The 17,731-nt window shown below is 47.6% G+C and carries 18 protein-coding genes; 9 read left to right on the forward strand and 9 right to left on the reverse strand.

From position 1 onward, the window contains the following. Positions 1–11 precede the first annotated feature (11 nt). From IE074_RS07195 to IE074_RS07220, 6 genes are all read left to right on the forward strand, one after another. On the forward strand, positions 12–1,136 hold the full coding sequence (locus IE074_RS07195; RefSeq protein WP_189384800.1) for an ABC transporter substrate-binding protein: 1,125 nt from the start codon (positions 12–14) through the stop codon (positions 1,134–1,136). A 132-nt stretch (positions 1,137–1,268) separates the two neighbouring features. Next, positions 1,269–2,138 carry a branched-chain amino acid ABC transporter permease gene (locus IE074_RS07200; protein ID WP_189384801.1) on the forward strand — a complete coding sequence of 290 codons (870 nt, stop codon included), beginning with the start codon at positions 1,269–1,271 and terminating at the stop codon, positions 2,136–2,138. Next, the gene (locus IE074_RS07205) at positions 2,135–3,010 is read left to right on the forward strand and encodes a branched-chain amino acid ABC transporter permease (protein WP_189384802.1); all 876 of its coding nucleotides are present in this window, start codon (positions 2,135–2,137) and stop codon (positions 3,008–3,010) included. Before IE074_RS07200 ends, IE074_RS07205 begins: the two co-directional genes overlap by 4 nt. Before the next feature lie 2 nt (positions 3,011–3,012). Beyond that, positions 3,013–3,768 carry an ABC transporter ATP-binding protein gene (locus IE074_RS07210; protein WP_189384803.1) on the forward strand — a complete coding sequence of 252 codons (756 nt, stop codon included), beginning with the start codon at positions 3,013–3,015 and terminating at the stop codon, positions 3,766–3,768. Further along, entirely contained in the window at positions 3,758–4,510 is a 753-nt protein-coding gene (locus tag IE074_RS07215; RefSeq protein ID WP_229793931.1) for an ABC transporter ATP-binding protein, read from the forward strand. Before IE074_RS07210 ends, IE074_RS07215 begins: the two co-directional genes overlap by 11 nt. 8 nt (positions 4,511–4,518) lie before the next feature. Continuing rightward, positions 4,519–5,379 carry an alpha/beta fold hydrolase gene (locus IE074_RS07220; RefSeq protein ID WP_189384804.1) on the forward strand — a complete coding sequence of 287 codons (861 nt, stop codon included), beginning with the start codon at positions 4,519–4,521 and terminating at the stop codon, positions 5,377–5,379. Positions 5,380–5,405: 26 nt separating this feature from the next. On the opposite strand, the gene IE074_RS07225 is transcribed toward IE074_RS07220, so the two are convergent. From IE074_RS07225 to IE074_RS07265, 9 genes are all read right to left on the reverse strand, one after another. Continuing rightward, complete coding sequence (locus IE074_RS07225) at positions 5,406–6,200, reverse strand: alpha/beta fold hydrolase (protein WP_189384805.1); 795 nt, start codon at positions 6,198–6,200, stop codon at positions 5,406–5,408. 94 nt (positions 6,201–6,294) lie between these two features. Then, positions 6,295–7,278 (reverse strand): Bug family tripartite tricarboxylate transporter substrate binding protein, encoded by a 984-nt coding sequence (locus tag IE074_RS07230; RefSeq protein WP_189384806.1) that lies wholly within the window; start codon positions 7,276–7,278, stop codon positions 6,295–6,297. A gap of 222 nt (positions 7,279–7,500) precedes the next feature. Then, entirely contained in the window at positions 7,501–8,262 is a 762-nt protein-coding gene (locus IE074_RS07235) for an ABC transporter ATP-binding protein (protein WP_189384807.1), read from the reverse strand. After that, entirely contained in the window at positions 8,259–9,098 is an 840-nt protein-coding gene (locus IE074_RS07240) for an ABC transporter ATP-binding protein (protein WP_189384808.1), read from the reverse strand. Before IE074_RS07240 ends, IE074_RS07235 begins: the two co-directional genes overlap by 4 nt. A gap of 3 nt (positions 9,099–9,101) precedes the next feature. Next, positions 9,102–9,989 carry a nickel transporter permease gene (gene nikC, locus IE074_RS07245; RefSeq protein WP_189384809.1) on the reverse strand — a complete coding sequence of 296 codons (888 nt, stop codon included), beginning with the start codon at positions 9,987–9,989 and terminating at the stop codon, positions 9,102–9,104. Further along, positions 9,986–11,035, reverse strand: coding sequence for an ABC transporter permease (locus tag IE074_RS07250; protein ID WP_229793932.1), 1,050 nt, complete (start codon positions 11,033–11,035; stop codon positions 9,986–9,988). Before IE074_RS07250 ends, nikC begins: the two co-directional genes overlap by 4 nt. 31 nt (positions 11,036–11,066) lie before the next feature. Further along, positions 11,067–12,668: an ABC transporter substrate-binding protein gene (locus tag IE074_RS07255; RefSeq protein ID WP_189384810.1), complete on the reverse strand. Its 1,602-nt coding sequence runs from the start codon at positions 12,666–12,668 to the stop codon at positions 11,067–11,069. A 104-nt stretch (positions 12,669–12,772) separates the two neighbouring features. After that, positions 12,773–14,155, reverse strand: a complete 1,383-nt coding sequence (locus tag IE074_RS07260; RefSeq protein ID WP_189384811.1) for an aspartate aminotransferase family protein — start codon at positions 14,153–14,155, stop codon at positions 12,773–12,775. 202 nt (positions 14,156–14,357) lie between these two features. Then, positions 14,358–15,140, reverse strand: coding sequence for an IclR family transcriptional regulator (locus IE074_RS07265; protein WP_189384812.1), 783 nt, complete (start codon positions 15,138–15,140; stop codon positions 14,358–14,360). A 104-nt stretch (positions 15,141–15,244) separates the two neighbouring features. On the opposite strand from IE074_RS07265, the gene IE074_RS07270 reads away from it, so the two are divergent. Genes IE074_RS07270 through IE074_RS07280 form a run of 3 tightly spaced genes read left to right on the forward strand, consistent with a single transcriptional unit; the run spans position 15,245 to position 17,724 of the window. Beyond that, positions 15,245–16,405: a CaiB/BaiF CoA transferase family protein gene (locus IE074_RS07270; RefSeq protein ID WP_189384813.1), complete on the forward strand. Its 1,161-nt coding sequence runs from the start codon at positions 15,245–15,247 to the stop codon at positions 16,403–16,405. Between the two features lies 1 nt (position 16,406). After that, positions 16,407–16,985 carry a cysteine dioxygenase family protein gene (locus tag IE074_RS07275; protein ID WP_189384814.1) on the forward strand — a complete coding sequence of 193 codons (579 nt, stop codon included), beginning with the start codon at positions 16,407–16,409 and terminating at the stop codon, positions 16,983–16,985. Between the two features lie 16 nt (positions 16,986–17,001). Beyond that, entirely contained in the window at positions 17,002–17,724 is a 723-nt protein-coding gene (locus tag IE074_RS07280; protein WP_189384815.1) for an enoyl-CoA hydratase/isomerase family protein, read from the forward strand. Positions 17,725–17,731: the final 7 nt, after the last annotated feature.

The raw sequence follows: 17,731 nt of genomic DNA on the forward strand, positions 1-17,731 counted from the left end.
CGGAGACATCAATGTACAAACACAGGAAAATTACTTCATTCATATCAGGCCTGGCCTTATTGGGTGCGGTTTCAATGAGCGCCAGTGCCCAGTCAGGGCCTTATGTGGTGGGAACCCTGTTCCCCATGTCCGGCCCCAATGCCGAGGCGGGCAGCATTTATACCAATGCCGTGCAACTGGCTTTTGATCATATCAAGGAAGATAAATTGCTAAAGGGCAATGTTGAAATTAAAAGTGCGGACAGTTTGGGTACGCCACAAGGAGGGGCGATTGGCATGAGCCGCCTGACCAGTGTAGACAAGGCTGTTTATACCCTTGTCGGCTTTACGGGTGTCTCCAAGGCGGCGGCACCGATTGGTCAGCGGGCTAAAGCCATGATGATCAACGGTGGGGCGGTGGGACCCGATCTGGCTTCATTGTCTCCGTATTTCTGGAATATTATTCCTTTGGCCAACCAGGAAGTGAAATTCCTGATTCCGTGGCTAAGTGAAAACAATATCAAGAAAATATCAGTGATTTATGTTGATGACGCCCTGGGACAGGGTATTTTGCAAGAGCTGAAAAAAGGATTGCCTGAAACGGGGGGTACCGTCACTTCTGCATACAGCGTTCCACCTGATCTGCAGCAGTTCTCTTCCATTATTGCCAAACTGCGAAGTGACCAGCCGGATGCCATCTATATTGCCAGCCCCAATATTTCCCAGATTGGTCACATCATCAAACAGGTACGTGATGGAGGCATCAAGCACCAGCTGTTAACGTATGGTGCCGCCAATTTTCCTTCCATTTCAAAACTGCCCGAAAGTGAAGGCCTGATTTTTACCAGCCAGGGTGCGGACTGGAAATCGGATCAACCCATCATGAAACGATTTGTAGAGAGCTGGCGTGAGAAGTTCAAAACCGAACCAACCACCTATGGTCTTAATTATTACAACGGTGGACTGTTGTTTGGTTATCTGGCCAAAGGTCTGGAAGAGGCCGGTAAACCGGTCACGGGCGATACGCTGGTAGAGGAGCTGAAGCGGGTTGGGAAATTTGATCTGGCGGGTGGTGAGGCAACGTTCCATGACGGTACCGTAACCGCTGCCATGCAGATTAATAAAATCACTAACGGTGTGACAGAAAAAATCAAGTAATTGGCTTTGCCTGAGTGCAACAGGATAAGGGCTGGTCTGGTGCTGTTCTTGCGTACCAGCCCCTACCTGATTTTGTGGGTGTCTGGTTTTTGTATCACTGTTTTTAATGGTTCCTTTCAAAAGGGATAAATAATGCTTTTTCTTCAACTTCTGGCTTCAGGTATTCAGACGGGCATTTTATATGCGCTGACTGCTGCCGGTTTTGCATTGATTTTTGGTGCAACCAAAATATTTCATGTGGCGCATGGCGCGACTTTTGTGATAGCCGGGTATGCTTTTTATGAGTGTATTCAGCTGGGCATGTGGTGGCCTTGGGCAACCCTGGTTTCCTTTGTCATGGCGATACTGGCTGGCATCTTGATGGCCGTTTTTATTTATCGTCCCATCCAGCGCAGTGAGGGATCGTTTTTTACTGTGTTCGTAGCCGCCTTTGGGGTGAGTATTGCCGTACAAAGTCTGATCCAGTATTTTTTTGGTCGTGGTTCGGTCACGGTCAGTTCGTCACTGACCATGGCCAGTGAGGTGATTGAAGGCCTGTATCTGGCCCCCATTCTGGCAGTGGCGATTGGCGTTTCAATTGTGCTGTTCGGCCTGGTAGTGCTTTTTCTGGAAAAGAAAAATGCCGGACTGGGTCTGCGTGCCTTGTCAGAAAACCCGGGCCTGCTGGAAGCTTTTGGTTTAAATGCAAAGAATCTTACCGTGTTGGCTTTCGTGATTGGATCGGCCCTGGTGGTGCCTGCCGCCATCTTAACCAGTATTTCGATTGGCATTCAGCCCTCATCCGGCTCCAAGGTAATGCTGATCAGTCTTGCCGCCACGATTGTAGGGGGTATTGGCAGCCTGAAAGGTGCTGCGCTGGCGGGTTTGTTCCTGGGGATTATTGAAAACCTCGTCATTACCGTCGTGGATACGCAATGGAGTGAGGCAGTCAGCTTCTTTATCCTGTTCGCATTTATTATGTTCCGTCCGAGTGGCCTGTTTGGAGCGTCAGTCAAACGATGATTAACTATATTCTTAACCTGTTAACACTGGCCACCATTTACAGTATTGCGGCGGCCAGCCTGAATGTGCTGGTTGGTTATGCCGGTATTTTCAGTATTGCCCATGCCATTTTCTTTGGCCTGGGGGCGTATGCCGGTGCCCAGTTTGCCTTGCTGATCGTGCCAGATGTTTTATTAGCCAGTCTGATTGGTGCCGTGGTGTCCGGTGCCCTGTCGCTTTTGCTTGCCTTGCCGGCGTTGCGGGTGCGGGGTGAATATTTTGTGGCCGCCGGTCTTGGTTTGCAAATGGTGGGCATTACCATTTTCAGTGAAGCCCATTCCCTGACAGGCGGTCATGGTGGCCTGGTGGGTATTCCACCGGCAACCCTGTTTGGCTTTGATGTGTCTTCGCCGGGTGCTTTCCTGGCAGTGTGTCTGGTTGCCTTGCTGCTCTCACTGGCTGTGATCCAGATCCTCATGCGAAGCAGCTTTGGTCGTGCCCTGATGTCGATTCGTGACAATGAAAGCGCGGCAGAAAGTTTTGGCAAGAACGTTCCCTTGCTGAAGACCCTGGCGATGGTTGTCGGGTGTGCCATTGTGGGGGTCGCAGGTACCCTGTTTGCATTCAATCTGGCTTTTATCAACGTGGAAAGCTTCACGCTTGAACAGTCTATCCTGATGCTGGCGATGGTGGTTATCGGGGGGGTTGGCACGCTTTCCGGACCCTTGATTGGTGCCGTCTTTTTGCTGATATTGCCTGCCATTCTGACCTTCATTCCCTTTATTCCTCCTACGGAAATCGGTACGGTTCAGCAGTTTATTTATGGCTCACTCATGGCTGTGCTGATGATTTTCAAACCATCAGGCATTGCCGGTAAAACAGGAGGGAAATAAAAATGTCGAATGTATTGCTTTCTGTTCGAGGACTGAGCAAGAATTTTGGTGGTTTGGCTGCCGTGCAATCGGTGGACATGGACCTTCAGGAAGGGGTGGTAACGGCGTTGGCTGGTCCCAACGGTGCCGGTAAAACCACTATTTTCAACTTGATGACGGGTAACCTGGTGGCCAGTGCCGGTGACGTGCTGCTGCACGGCAAATCAATTATTGGCAAGAAACCGCATCGTATTGCACAGATGGGCATCGCCCGAAGTTTTCAGGATTTGCGCCTGTTTACCCATATGAGCGTGCGCGATAATGTGCTGGTGGCGGTTGAGCCGGAATCATGGTTTTGGCAGCCGGGTGGCAAAGCGGCCTGGCATCAACGTCTTGAGACGGTTGAGAAGGCGCTTGAAAGGACCGGTTTGTCTGCCATGGCTGACAAACGGGCGGTGGATTTGTCTTATGCCGAAACCAAGTTTCTTTCTTTGGCGCGCATTCTGGCAACCGGTTCAAAAATCTGGTTGCTGGACGAACCCGCATCGGGTCTGGATCTGAACTCACGTAACCGGTTTATTAATATTCTGCGTGAAGCCACCGCAGATGGCGTCACGATTTGCCTGATTGAACATAATCTGGATGTGATGACCCAGCTTGCCGATCGCATTGCCTTTCTGGATCAGGGAAAAAAACTGGCGGAAGATGTTCCTGAGAAGGTATTGCGTGATCCAGAGTTAATTGCCATTTATTTTGGGAAGAGTCAGAGTGGAAACTAAAAACAATAGGGCAGCCACTGCTGCCGATCAAGCAGTATCTGCGCTTGAAGCCAAAAATCTGTCGGCTGGCTATGATGACCATAATGTGTTTGAAAACATGAATCTTGATCTGAGAAAGAATGAGATTTTATGTTTGATTGGCCATAACGGTGCCGGTAAGTCGACCTTGCTGAAAGTCCTGTTCGGTCTGCAGCCTTATTCGGCGGGTGAGGTATTGCTTAATGGTCAACATATTGTGCCTTCACCCAGTGATATGGCGGGGCATGGCATTTCTTATGTGCCGGAAGGCAGGGGAGTGTTTCCCGGTTTAACCGTCAAGGAAAATTTTGCACTGGCGCTCTGGTCAGCCAAAATGACCGGTTCGGTGGCCGATGAACGGGTGGATGAAGTGTTGGGCGTTTTACCCAAACTGAAGGATTTTTGGACTCGCAAGGCAGGCCAGTTATCGGGTGGCCAGCAGCAGATGGTGTCCATCGGTCGGGCCATGTTATGCAAACCTTCCATCCTTTTGCTGGATGAACCCTCGATTGGCCTGGCGCCCAAACTGTTCCAGGATCTGCTGGAGCCGATCAGGGCCGTGCAGAAACAAAGAGGTATGTCTATTTTGCTGGTGGAGCAGCAGGTGGGCGAAGCGCTGAATGTATCGGATCGTGTGGTGGTCATGAAATCGGGAGAAATCATCTACCGGGGTGTACCTGCCGATTTTGAGGGCGATCATGCAAAATTGATGGAAATGTTCTAAGGATTAATATGGCTTGGGTGGAAGTGAATGATTGCGCCATCAGGTATGAATTCAGGCAAGGAAAAGGGCCTGTTTATGTGTTGATGCATGAAATGGGGGGGACACTGGAAAGCTGGACGGAGACAGTTTCCTATTTTCCTGAATCAGCACAAATTCTGCGATATGATCAACGCGGTTTTGGCCTGTCTGAAAAGATAGTTGGCGATGTCAGCATTGATCAGCATATAGAGGATCTTGCTGCCTTGCTGGATAAGTTGGAGATTCATGAACCGATTGTATTGGCCGGTGTTGCAGTAGGAGCGGGCATTGCCATCGGGTTTGCAGCACGTTATCCCAAGCGGGTCAGTCACTTGGTGGCATTTGCGCCCGCTTGTGGCATTGCGGCAGAAAAACGCGATAATGCCATGCTAAAAGCCAGCGAGATAGCACTGAAAGGTATCCGTGCCGAAGGCCAGGCAATCTTTGATCTGGCTTTTCCTGAAAGCCTGCAGACAGATAAGCAGAAATATCATGATTATCGCTGCGCCTGGCTGGCTTCTGATGCCAGAAGTTTAGGCGCCATTTATAAAATGCTGGCGGGCCTGGATTTATCTGAAGCGCTGGCTAAATTATCCGGCAAAGTGGTGTTTATCGGGGGCGAGTTCGATGTGTTGCGCCCACCTGCCGAAATCACAAGACTGTCCGGCCTTTGTCCTGCTGCGGAAACATTGATTATTCCTTCGGGGCATTTCATGCAGGTGAACAGTCCAAAGTATGTGGCCAATATGTTGTTTGGCTTGGTGCATGATAAGAAAAGCGCCCACCAGATCTCTGAGGAGTTTTTAAGTCATGAAGAAAACCGGTTTGGAGCGGTGCGGCATGCCACTTGAAAGCGCGCTCCCTCCAGTGTGTTTGTCTACAAGGACAAGGCCCAGTTTGTCAGGGCTTCACAGACGGCCTCGGGCTGCTCTGGTATCAAAGCGTGCCCGGCATTGGGAATGACAGTGACTGTTACGCGTTCACCCAGTTCACTTTTCAGGTAATGAGTGTATTGCCTGGGGACGACGGTATCCAGTTCGGCCTGCAAATCCAGCACTGGTGCATTTCCTGCCTTGAAAAATGAATCAATCGGGGTGGCATGCCAGGCTTCCCATTGCATTTTTTTGGTTTCAGGGTACCAGCCCTGAAGCCAGGAGTGGCAGTCATTGCCAGGGGCAAAGAACGCTTTATTCAGATGGGTGATTCTTTCTGCATCACTAAGAGCCAGATTGCCACTTTGACTGACAGATACCAGGACGTCGGGTGGAATGGAGGGATCACCTGAGGGTGTTTTGCCCGGAGAGCCGGCCAATAGCGCAATACCCTGAATCAATTCGGGATACAGGGTTGCTGTCATGCGCGCAATGAAATTGCCTAATGCATGCCCGGCAATAATGCATTGTGAATGTCCTTCGGCCTTAATGACAGCAGCCACATCGGCTGCAAGGTCTTTCAGGGTGATACCCGTAATGGGGCCCTGGCTGGCACCAATGCCCCGTGGATGCGGCCGTATTACCTTGAACCCTTTCTGTACCATGAGTAAGGTCAATTCGTCAAAATCGGCCTGTCCTCTTCCCAGTGACGGTAAAAATAAAATGGGTGTGCCCGAACCCTGTACCAGATATTCAACCGAAACCTGATCGTAGCTGGTTTTTTTACTTATGGTAGACATTGATATTTCCAGTTTCTGCTAATGAAATATCCCGCATAACCGGAGACTGTTGATGCGGGACCAAACTTTTTGTTTATGATTAAGTTAAAAAATTTTATTGTGGCTCGATACCGGCTTCTTTGATCATGTCGCCCCAGACATCCAGTTGGGCGGCTACAAATTGTCCGAACTCATCCGGTTTGGAACCAAACGCATCAAACCCCATATCCGAGAGTTTTTTGTAGACCTCGGGGTTGGCAATGATTTTGTTGATTTCTGCATTAAGACGCTCAACGATGGCTGGGTCCATATTGGCGGGTCCGAAGAAACCCATCCAGGCACTCAGGTCAAAGTTATTGATGCCCGCTGTTTCCATGGATTCCAGTTCTGGGGCAATGGCGCTGGGTTTGGCACTGGCTACCGCCATTGCCTTGATTTTGCCAGATTGGATATAGGGCAGGCTGGAGGCCAGATCATTGAACATGACATCTACCCGGCCACCCATCAGGTCGGTCAGGGCATTGGGTGAACCTTTGTAGGGAACGTGCAGCATATCAATGCCCGCTCTTTTAGCAAAGGTGGCACCAGCCAGAATACCCGTGGCATTGCCACTGGCATAGGTTACTTTACCCGGATCTTTTTTGGCCATGTTGACCAGATCCTGTACTTTGCTAACTGGGACATTGTTATTGGCAACCAGGACAAAGGGTAGATTGCCGATTCTTCCGATTGGCGTGAAGTCTTTGATGGGGTCATAGCCTACATTCTTCAGTAACCAGGGAGCTGCCGAAATGGGAGTGTTGGTGGTAAGGAAAAGGGTGTGGCCGTCTGGTTTGGCATTGACCACATACTTGGCACCGATTGTAGCGTTTCCGCCCGGTTTGTTTTCAACCACAACGGTTTGACCCAGGGCGTTGCCAAGCTCCGAAGCAAAAATCCGTCCAATCGAATCAGATGTAGTGCCCGCAGGAAAGGCAATGACCAGACTGATGGGTTTTTGCGGGTATTGTGATGTATTGGCCTGAATTGTGCCTGGTGAAGCAAGAGTGATACAGCTGGCAAGACCTAGCAGGACAAGCATTTTTTTGGAAATAAACATGTAAAGTCTCCATATTATATAATAATAAAGTTCGTATAATGAACATATGTTCTTTTAATGAACTTATGGTTATTATAAAGAAATATGAGGACGTGTCAATCGCACAATGTAAAACGCCTTGTCTGCCAGAGAGTGTTTGGCAGACAAGGCGTAGGTGTTTGTAGTGTTTGGCTTATTGTGTAAATAGGTGTGTAGAAAACGGAAAATCAATATCCTTGGGGGTCAGGCTGCATTTTCAAACAAATCATAGCCATGACTGGCCTGGATAAGTTCCCTTGAATAGGGGGCTTTTGCCGTTTGGGTATATAGTGTGTCGGGTGTCATTTCTTCTACAATTGCCCCATGGTTCATGACCGCCAGCTTGTCACACATATGGGCAATGACAGCCAGATTATGACTGACCAGAATATAAGTAAGATTGCGCTCCTGGCGCAAATCGTCAAGCAGGTTCAATATTTCCGACTGTACTGACACATCAAGGGCTGAAGTCGGTTCGTCCATGACCAGAATTTGTGGTTCGGTAATTAAGGCCCGGGCGATAGCAACACGCTGGCGTTGCCCTCCTGACAATTGATGAGGAAAACGGTAGCGAAAGCTCTGGTTCAGGCCTACATCCTCAAGGCTTTTACAAACTCTGGTTTCAATATCCGTGAATTTTTGAATATTCAGCGGTTCAGATAAAATCCGGTCTATGGAGTGTTTAGGGTGGATAGATCCATAAGGATCCTGGAACACCATTTGGACTTTGCGATAAAAAGTTTTGTCACGTTTATGACTGACTAATGGCTTGTTTTCAATTTCAATCTTTCCTGTATGTTTGTTCAGTCCCATAATGGCTTTTAGAATGGTGGATTTTCCAGAGCCGGATTCTCCGACCAGACCGTAACATTCACCAGCCGCAACATTGAAGCTGACATTATGTAATACCTGATTGGCACCAAAAGATACGTTCAGGCCTGAAACACTAATAAGTGCCTGATTCATTCAAAACTCCTCAATTTTTCGCGATTTAGCACTTCAAGTCGTTTTTTCTTATGATCAAGACTGGGTACGCAGTTAAGAAGACCCTGTGTATAAGGGTGTTTTGATGCGTGCAATTCAGAAGCGGGGCATTCGTCTACAATGCGTCCACGATACATGATAAGCACCCGGTCACAAAATCGGGAAACCAGGTTCAGGTCGTGACTGATGAAAATCAATCCCATATTTCGTCGGGTTACCATTTCATTGATGAGTGACAGAATCTGATTCTGTACCGATACATCAAGGGCAGAGGTAGGCTCATCGGCAATCAATAACTCCGGCTGAGGTATCAGCATCATGGCAATCATGATTCTTTGTCCCATGCCACCACTGATTTCATGCGGATAAGCATCAAAGACACGTTCCGGGTTATTGATTCTTACCAATTCCAGCATTTCCAGCGTCTTGGCTTTGGCTTCGGTCTTGCTGACTTTATGATGTGTCAGGTAAGATTCCATAATCTGTTTGCCCACGCTCATGATCGGGTTAAGCGAGTAATGTGGATCTTGCATAATCATGGATATTTTTCGGCCTCGAATTTTGCGCCATTGTGTGTTGTCCAGGTTTCGTAAATCCATGTCATGGAATGATATCTCGTCTGCTTCAATAAGCGTGGGTTTTCTTAGTAAACCAAGTACCGATTTGCTGGTAATGGATTTTCCTGATCCTGACTCTCCCACGACACCGATTTTTTCCACTCCCATGCTGAAATTGATATCCTTTACAGCATGGAAGGGGCCTTTGGGGGTGGAAAAGGTCACATTAAGGTTTTTGATGGTTAAAATTTTTTTTTGCATGTTCTACCTCGTTTTGGGATCAAGAACATCCCGTAAACCGTCGCCCAAAATATTAAAACCCAGACTGACAATACATATTGCGATACCCGGGATAGTTGCTATCCACCAGTAATCAAGTAGATAGTCCCTGCCGCTGGCAATCATGCTCCCCCATTCGGCCAATGGAGGTTGGGCTCCCAACCCAAGAAAACCCAGACCGGCGGCAATAAGAATAATACCGGCCATATCCAGGGTAAGGCGGACAATAATGGAAGGTAAACAAAGCGGCGCAATATGACCGTACAGAATGCGGGTGGTAGAGGCCCCCTGCAGCCTGATGGCCTGGATGAAGTCTGCGTTCTTGTACATCATGGTTTCGGCGCGTGCAAGCCTGGCATAAGCTGGCCAAGAGGTAATTGCAATGGCAATAATGGCACTGTACAGACCGGGTTCCAGCACTGCGGTAAAAGCAAGGGCAAGGATAAGACGGGGAAATGCCAGAAAAACATCCGTGATGCGCATCAGGACACGGTCTATCAGACCCCCCGAAAAACCGGCAAGAATACCAACCATTAAACCCACAGGGCCAACAATTATGGCAACGGTAAAAATAACCGTTAATGTTGAGCGTGAGCCATATACAATTCTGCTCCAGATATCCCTTCCCAAATGGTCCGTACCCAGCCAGTGCTCGCTACTGGGAGAAAGCAGACGGTTGTTAAGGGACTGAGCATAAGGATCATGGGTGGCAATGTAGGGGGCTGCGAGTGCACATAAAACCAGGGTCAAGACAATCAGCAATCCGATGACAGCGAGTGGATTGCGGATGAATGACAGGCAAATTACATAGAATTGTCCACATGAAGCCTGAAAGCGGGAAGCGGGCGTTTCTGATAAGAGCCATGAATTCATGTTGAGCTCCTGCTAAAGCGTGGATCAAAAAACCGCCCAAGCGCATCAGACGATATATTGATGACAACAAAACAGATGCCGATAATGGTCGTGCCTCCCAGGACCGCGTTCATGTCAGCAGAAAATAAAGAGTTTGTAATGTAAAGACCAATACCTGGCCATGCAAAAACGGTCTCTGTCAAGACAGCCCCTTCGAGCAGGTGTGCAAATGTAAGGGACACGACGGTAATCAATTGAGCCAATGTGTTTTTGAATGCATGAAGAATGACGCGAAACTCACTTAAGCCTTTAACGCGTGCAGTGGTAATGTATTCCTGGCTTAATTGTTCCAGCATGAAAGAGCGTGTCATGCGTGCAATATAGGCCATGGAGAGATAGCCCAGCAGACTGGCGGGTAGGATCAGGTGTGACAGGAAGTTGGAAAGAATGTCCCACTGTCCATGTATGATGGCATCTAACATGATGAAGCCGGTTTCCCGTTCAATAATGTATTCATAGGCAACGTCCAGGCGTCCAACGCCGGCAACCCAACCCAGTTTGACATAAAAAATAAGCAGGCCAACCAGGCCTAGCCAGAAAATGGGGATTGAATAGCCGACCAGGGATATGACGCGGATGACCTGATCCAGCCAGCTGTTTTTATAAACGGCTGAAACAATACCCATCGGGATACCGAAAATGACACCAATAAAGGTGCCTGCTACTGCCAGCTCAATGGTGGCAGGAAAATAAATGGCAATGTCGTGCAGGACCGTTTGTGACGTCAGTACCGAGGTGCCAAAGTCGCCGTGCAGGACATTGCCTAGGTAATTGAGGAATTGCTGCCAAAGTGGCAGATCTAACCCCAATTCATCCCTGACTTTTGCATAAACTTCAGGACTGACCCGGTCTCCTGTGATGGCTAAAACCGGGTCAATCGGGATCACTCGTCCGATAAGGAAGGTGATGAGTAGCAGGCCAAGCACCGTAATCAGTAAAGTGAGTGTCTGGTCGCCTGCTATCCTGAAGTATGTACCAATGCGTTTTAAATTGAGTGTGTTAGACAAAATGCAATTCCTGTCAATTTAATTGGTTGGTTTATTGGGTTTTTTCGATTTTCCAGTAGAGGGCCGTATCAAAGCCGGGTCCTGAAATGAAATCATTCACATTTTTTTGTAAAACTGAACTTTCAATCAGTTGAAACAGCATGATCATGGGAGAGTTTTGCTGGACAACTCTTTGCTGTTCAAGATAAATGTTGCGGCGTTTTTCAGCATCCTGCTCCATCATCGCTTTTTCAGTCAGGACGGATAAATCGGGGATTTCCCAGCCATTACGCCATGCTGCAGTCTTGTTTTTGGAGTTGTCCGAGTTGTCGGTGTTTCTTACAAAAAACTCTGCCGTCGAGTGCGCATCAAGATAGTCGGGAGACCATGCAGCCAGCATGATGTCGTGTCCGCGTGAACGATACTTGGTCAAACCCTGTGCTTTATCACTTTGTGTCAGGTTAAGTTTGATGCCTGCTTGGGCAAAAGTGGATTGAATCGATTGGGCGATATCTGTTTGTGGGGCGGTATTGTACAAATCCATGGTGATGCTGAAACCATCTGGATAACCGGCTTCAGCCAATAAGGCCTTGCCTTTTTCCACATCCAGTTTGTAGGGGGTTTCCTGCAAACCGTCCTGACCGGTCAGGAAAGATTGGTGTACTTTGTAGTAACCATCCAGAAAGGTGTTGGCCATGGTTTGGTAGTCAATCAGCCAGCGCAAAGCTTCCCATACTTTTGGTTTTGCCAGAATTTCGTTTTTGGCCGAATTCAGCCCCAGATAATAGGTGCTCAGTTTCTCGGTAGTGGCAACCTTGACTTTATCATCAGAGCGGGCCTGCTTGATTTGGTCCGCGCTTAAATCCCTGGCAATATCAATATCACCCGCCGTGAGCAACAGTTTTTGTGCAGAAGACTCTGCAACATGGCGAATAATGAATCGTTTCGATTTGGGTGCGCCCAGATAAAAGTCGGGGTTGGCTTCCAAAACGACGGCATCCTTGGGTTTCCATACAACCAGTTTATAGGGACCGGAACCGGCTGAATTGGTTTTGAGCCAGTTGTAGCCGTAGTCATTGTCTTTAATGTGTTTGGATACTTCCACACTATCAACAATAGAGGCGACGCCGGCTGAAAGGATATTGATAACCAGCGAGTTGGCATAGGGTTGGGCAATTTTCAGGACCAAAGTTGAATCATCAACGGCCTTGACCATATCGTCAACGGTATCCGGTTTCCAGCCAAGCTGGTTGAAAATAAAGACCGGTGTCTTGCTGAGGTGGACAACACGTCTGAGTGAAAATTCGGCATCTTTTGCGGTAACCGGATTGCCGGAATGAAATTTCAGGCCTGGACGGATTTTAAATTCATAGGTCAGGCCATCATCCGAAACTTTCCAGCTTTCAGCAACGCCGCCGACTAATTTGGTAAAGTCATTGGGATCGAGCGTGACCAGACGGGTATAGAGATTGTTGATGATTTCTCCGCTACCCCATTCAAATACTTCGGCGGGATCCAAGACTTTAATGTCATCAATTTTTCTCGCCATGATAATGGTATCTTTGGGTGTTGCACTTAATGCTGGCAAGGCAAATCCCAGTGAAAAGCTGATGACCAGGGATTTGAAAATTCCCTTGAATTTAGGTTTATTCATTTCATTTCCTTTAAAAATATAATATTTAATTCAATAAATTACTATATGATTAAAATTTATATTTTTCTTTTGGTTGATTTTGGATCATGTTGGGATCATGCTTCTTAAGCAGATGCTTTGGACGCTTCAACGGTTTCCAGCGCTGCATTAAGGCCTGCTTCAACACCGTTAAACAGTTCGTCAATTTGTTCTTTTGTAATGATGAGTGGAGGGCAAAGGGCAATGGCATTACGGATGCCACGTACCAGAACCCCGTGTTTGGCCGCGTTTTCCTGAACCAGTTTTTCAATTTTCACTGAGGGGTCAAAAGGTTTTTTGCTGGCCTTGTCCTGTGTTAATTCAATGGCACCAATTAAGCCAATACCACGTGTTTCACCTACTAACGGATGCGCGCTCAGACTGTGCAGCTTACTCAGGAAATAAGGCGCTACCTCCTGCACATGGGAAACGATATTTTTATCCTGATAGATTTTGAGTGTTTCCAATGCGACGGCGGCACAAATCGGATGGCCGGCGTACGTGACGCCATGAGCAAAAACACCGACCTCATCACTTTGTTCCGCTATCTTTTCATAGATGGGCTGGCTAATCAGCGTGGCAGAAATGGGTAGATAGGAAGAAGACAGGGCTTTTGCCACTGACATGATATCCGGCTGCAGATTGAAGGTATCACTGCCGAACATGTTGCCTGTCCGGCCAAAGCCGCAAATAACCTCATCAACAATGAACAGGATGTCATATTTTTTCAGGATTTTTTGTACCCCCTCGAAGTATCCCTTGGGTGGCACAATAACCCCACCGGCTCCCATGACGGGCTCGGCAATAAATGCCCCAACGGTATCAGGGCCTTCTTTGAGAATAAGCTGCTCGAGATTGTTGATCAGGCGTTGTGTGAATGCCTCTTCTGACTCACCTGGATTGGCACCATGATAGTAACTGGGGCAGTCAGTGTGAAGAATGCGATCGATGGGGAGGTCAAAGAATTGATGATTGGCAGGCAATCCAGTCAGGCTGCCAGAGGCAACTGTGACACCATGATAGCCCCGCAAGCGGGAAATGATTTTCTTTTTCGCGGGTTTGCCAAGGGCGTTATGGTAAAACCAGACCAGTTTTACTGCTGCATCATTGGCTTCCGAGCCCGAATTGGCATACAGGACTTTAGCCAGACTTTTAGGGGCTATTTCCAGCAGTTTTTCAGAAAGCTCGATAGCCGGTGTATTGGAACGGGAGTTGAATAAATGGTAATAAGGCAGTTTTTTGAATTGCTCAATCGCTGCATTGACCAGGCGCTCTTCAGAAAAACCCAGTGAGGTGCACCATAGGCCGGACATGCCTTCAAGATAACGTTTGCCATGATTGTCATAAATATAAACGCCTTCCCCGCGCTCTATAATCATGGGACCTTTGTTAAAGTGGTCGCCCAAATTGGTGTAAGGGTGTACAAGATTTTTGACATCAGTGGCGGAACTTAAGGTTTCACTGCTCATTTAATCCTCCCGGGTGGATGGTATCCATCAATAAGTAGATGTTTGTTTGAATGAGGCAAAACACGTGAATGTGTTTTGTCTGTTTCAGCACATTATGAATTTATTTTTTTTAAACAACAAAGTTTCCACATAATAGAACTTGTCTCTTGCTCATGGCCTGCACATTTGTTTTCCCTTGATACGAAAAAATCAGGGTTTTTACTTACCACAGGTGTGTGATTCTTTGTAAATTCAAATGGCCGTTTCCCCCGCCCAAGGCAAACGTGATGGCCGAAGAGGCTTGCGTGAGCAATTGGGCAAATTCCTTTATTTTCTGGGGTTTGAATCGGTTGGCCGGTCCGGACAGGCCAATGGCGGCAATGACATTGCCAGAACCATCGGAGATGGGGGTGGCGACACCATAAACGTCTTCACGCCATTCCCCTTTATTGACGGCATACCCCTGTTTGCGAATTTTTTCCACTTCCAACAGGAGTTTTTTGGGGTTCGTAATGGTGTTGGGTGTGTGTTGTTCCAGATTTTTGGAAACCCGCTCGATGAATACATCTGATTGATAGGCCAGCATGATTTTTCCGGTGGCTACACAATACAAGGGCACTCTGCCACCGATTTGCGTATAGGCCCGGATAGGGCTTGAACTGTCTATTTTGTGGACATAGACGACCTGCATATTATCTATCACGGAAAGGTGTGAGCTTTCTGAAGTGAGCTGGGTCAGGCTGTCCATCCATTTTTCTGAATATTTACGTAAATCCAGTTTGGAAAGTACGGCTGAGCCAAGCTCCCACAGCTTGATGGAGGCAGAGTATTCTCCGGTTCTTTCATCTTTAATAATGTAATTTTGTTCAACGAGGGAATGAAGTAAACGGTGCACGTTGCTTTTCATCAGTCCCAATTCATTGGCGATATCAGTCAAGCGTAACGGTCGGTCGCTGTGGCATAGCATCTCTAGGATTTGTATGCCTTTGGTCAGTGTGTTGTTCATCCTTGGAGTTCCACAAAATAGAAAAGTAGGATCTTTAAATGGAAACAGCTAGACTTTGCTCATGTCTTTCATGTGTCAGCTTATTATTATCGTCAGGAAAATATATGCCTATTTACCCTAATCTTCCTCTTTCCGGTGTCAAGGTGATTGAGTTTTGCAGCGTTGCAGCGGGGCCTTTTTGTGGCATGCTGTTGGCTGATATGGGCGCCGAGGTTATTAAAGTAGAACCACCTGCCGGAGATACACTACGGCAATGGCCGCCTATTAATGAAGGGTTTAGCGAAAATTTTGCCTCACTGAACCGCAATAAACACTCTTTTGTGCTGGACTTGAAAAATGAGGCTGATCAGCAACTGGCGAGAAAGCTGGTATTGTCTGCGGATGTTCTGGTAGAGAATAACCGTCCCGGTGTGATGGATAGATTGAATCTGGGGGCGGAGTCTTTCAAGAAAGAGCATCCGGATCTGGTTTATTGCTCCATCTCTGCATTTGGCCAAGATGGTCCTCGGGCAAATGAGGGGGGATTTGATGTCACGATACAGGCGGCTTCGGGTGTGATGAGTGTCACCGGAGAAGCCGATGGAGGTCCGGTAAAGTGCGGTGTTCCTATTTCTGATTTTGCTTCAGGCTTATATGCGGCTTTTTCCATCAGTTCAGCGCTGATGAAGGTGAAAAACGGCCAGGGTGGCAGTCGGATCGATATTTCCATGCTTGGTTGCACATTGGGTATTGCCGCTTTGCAAACCAGCGAATTTTTCGGTACAGGTATTAATCCCATTAAGTTGGGTGCGGCTCATCCACGAAATGCACCTTATGAGGCTTTCAAGTCGCGGGATGGTTATTTTGTAATCGCTGCCGGCAATCAGAAGTTATGGAAGTCTGTGTGTGATGTAACCGAACTGCCGGAACTATTCAATGATCCGCGTTTTGCCACCACCCTGGACAGGGCAAAAAATCAGAAGATACTCAAGGCCTTGCTGGAAGCAAAATTTGTTACACAAGATACGGACTATTGGATCCAGGTCTTCAAGGAGGCCGCTGTACCGCATAGTCGGATTAATGATTACGAGACTGCCTTGAGTGATCCCCAGGTACAGCACATGGGATGGGTGCAGGAAATAACGTTGCCGAATGGGGCTCAAACCAAAACATTTATTTCACCTATTCGTATTGATAATAATAATTTACCTGTACGCTTGCCTCCGCCTGAAAAAGGGGCTGATAATCACCGTTTTGTGAGTGGCTTATTGAAAGAGGAGGCTTAGTATGAGTCAGGCACGATTATTGGAAGCAGTACAGCGATTGATAAGGCTGGTGGAAAAAAAAGAATTGAAAGAGCCTGAAATTTTGCTACAGGCAAAAGAAATCATGCGCGATCTTGTCAGTAAGGATGATTGGCTTGATGCAACCTTTGCAAGACCGCATCCCGAATATTACCAGCAGTACTTGCTCTATGGAGATCCATTGGATCGTTTTTCACTGGTCAGTTTTGTCTGGGCAGGCGGACAGAAGACACCGGTTCATGATCATACGGTCTGGGGAGTAATTGGTATGCTCAGGGGGGCAGAAACCGAACAACACTTTGTCTTCAATGAGGAGAATATTCTTGAGGAAACTGGCAAGGTTACCACCCTGTCTCAAGGAGATGTTGCTTGTGTGTCGCCTTCAATTGGGGATATTCATCAGGTCAGTAATGCGTTTGAGGATCAGACATCCATCAGTATTCATTTATATGGCGGCAATATAGGAAAAATCCAGCGGCATGTTTTTTATCCGGGAACCCCGGAAAGGAAATCGTTCATTTCTGGATATTCATCCAACGTGACAGCCAATCTATGGGTTTAATGAGGCAATGCAAAGAATGAGCCAGGAATTTGAATTAATTCAGCATGAAAATATCTGCACTATCATCTTAAAGCGTGCGCATAAAGGGAATTGTCTTTCCCGGGAATTGGTCAGGCAATTAAACGGGGTGTTGAACCAATGCCTGGAAAACAAAACAAAAGGATTGCTCATACGTGCTGAAGGCAAGCACTTTTGCACCGGGTTTGATTTGGCCGGTCTTGAATCGGAATCTGATGACAGTTTGTTGGCCAGATTTATTGAAATTGAAATGCTGTTGCAGAAAATTTACTGGGCACCTTTTGTCACTTTAGTCCTTGGGCAGGGCAAAGTGATTGGCGCCGGCGCGGATATTTTTGCTTCCTGCACCTACCGCATTGCACTGGATACCTCTTCATTTACTTTCCCGGGGGCCAAATTTGGCCTGGTGCTAGGTAGCCGTAGACTGGCTGCGCGCGTGGGAACTTCAACTGCGAGGGACTGGATCAACGGAGGAAGAAAAATAAGTGCGGCTGATGCCTTGTCCTGTGGACTGGTCACTCATGTATGCCGTTCTGAGGAGCAGGAAAGTTTGGTCACTGAATTGCTGCAGGCACAACGTTTGTCCCAGTATACCCAGCAACAGATTTATCGGGCAACGGTACTGGATGAGGGTAACCAGGCGGCCGATTTGCAGTCATTAATATTGTCCATCATGCCGGGCAGTATCAAGCAACGGATAAGCGAATATATAAATCAATAAATGGAAT

The sequence above is a fragment of the Advenella faeciporci genome (assembly GCF_014652395.1).
In the GTDB taxonomy this organism is placed as follows: domain Bacteria; phylum Pseudomonadota; class Gammaproteobacteria; order Burkholderiales; family Burkholderiaceae_B; genus Advenella; species Advenella faeciporci.

What these genes read in the sequence shown, in the direction of transcription:
- IE074_RS07255 (WP_189384810.1), bottom strand. Translation starts at nt 12,668, where the DNA reads ATGAATAAACCTAAATTCAAGGGAATTTTCAAATCCCTGGTCATCAGC.
- IE074_RS07210 (WP_189384803.1), top strand. Translation starts at nt 3,013, where the DNA reads ATGTCGAATGTATTGCTTTCTGTTCGAGGACTGAGCAAGAATTTTGGT.
- IE074_RS07205 (WP_189384802.1), top strand. Translation starts at nt 2,135, where the DNA reads ATGATTAACTATATTCTTAACCTGTTAACACTGGCCACCATTTACAGT.
- nikC (WP_189384809.1), bottom strand. Translation starts at nt 9,989, where the DNA reads ATGAATTCATGGCTCTTATCAGAAACGCCCGCTTCCCGCTTTCAGGCT.
- IE074_RS07280 (WP_189384815.1), top strand. Translation starts at nt 17,002, where the DNA reads ATGAGCCAGGAATTTGAATTAATTCAGCATGAAAATATCTGCACTATC.
- IE074_RS07270 (WP_189384813.1), top strand. Translation starts at nt 15,245, where the DNA reads ATGCCTATTTACCCTAATCTTCCTCTTTCCGGTGTCAAGGTGATTGAG.
- IE074_RS07275 (WP_189384814.1), top strand. Translation starts at nt 16,407, where the DNA reads ATGAGTCAGGCACGATTATTGGAAGCAGTACAGCGATTGATAAGGCTG.
- IE074_RS07265 (WP_189384812.1), bottom strand. Translation starts at nt 15,140, where the DNA reads ATGAACAACACACTGACCAAAGGCATACAAATCCTAGAGATGCTATGC.
- IE074_RS07225 (WP_189384805.1), bottom strand. Translation starts at nt 6,200, where the DNA reads ATGTCTACCATAAGTAAAAAAACCAGCTACGATCAGGTTTCGGTTGAA.
- IE074_RS07240 (WP_189384808.1), bottom strand. Translation starts at nt 9,098, where the DNA reads ATGCAAAAAAAAATTTTAACCATCAAAAACCTTAATGTGACCTTTTCC.
- IE074_RS07230 (WP_189384806.1), bottom strand. Translation starts at nt 7,278, where the DNA reads ATGTTTATTTCCAAAAAAATGCTTGTCCTGCTAGGTCTTGCCAGCTGT.
- IE074_RS07195 (WP_189384800.1), top strand. Translation starts at nt 12, where the DNA reads ATGTACAAACACAGGAAAATTACTTCATTCATATCAGGCCTGGCCTTA.
- IE074_RS07220 (WP_189384804.1), top strand. Translation starts at nt 4,519, where the DNA reads ATGGCTTGGGTGGAAGTGAATGATTGCGCCATCAGGTATGAATTCAGG.
- IE074_RS07260 (WP_189384811.1), bottom strand. Translation starts at nt 14,155, where the DNA reads ATGAGCAGTGAAACCTTAAGTTCCGCCACTGATGTCAAAAATCTTGTA.
- IE074_RS07235 (WP_189384807.1), bottom strand. Translation starts at nt 8,262, where the DNA reads ATGAATCAGGCACTTATTAGTGTTTCAGGCCTGAACGTATCTTTTGGT.
- IE074_RS07200 (WP_189384801.1), top strand. Translation starts at nt 1,269, where the DNA reads ATGCTTTTTCTTCAACTTCTGGCTTCAGGTATTCAGACGGGCATTTTA.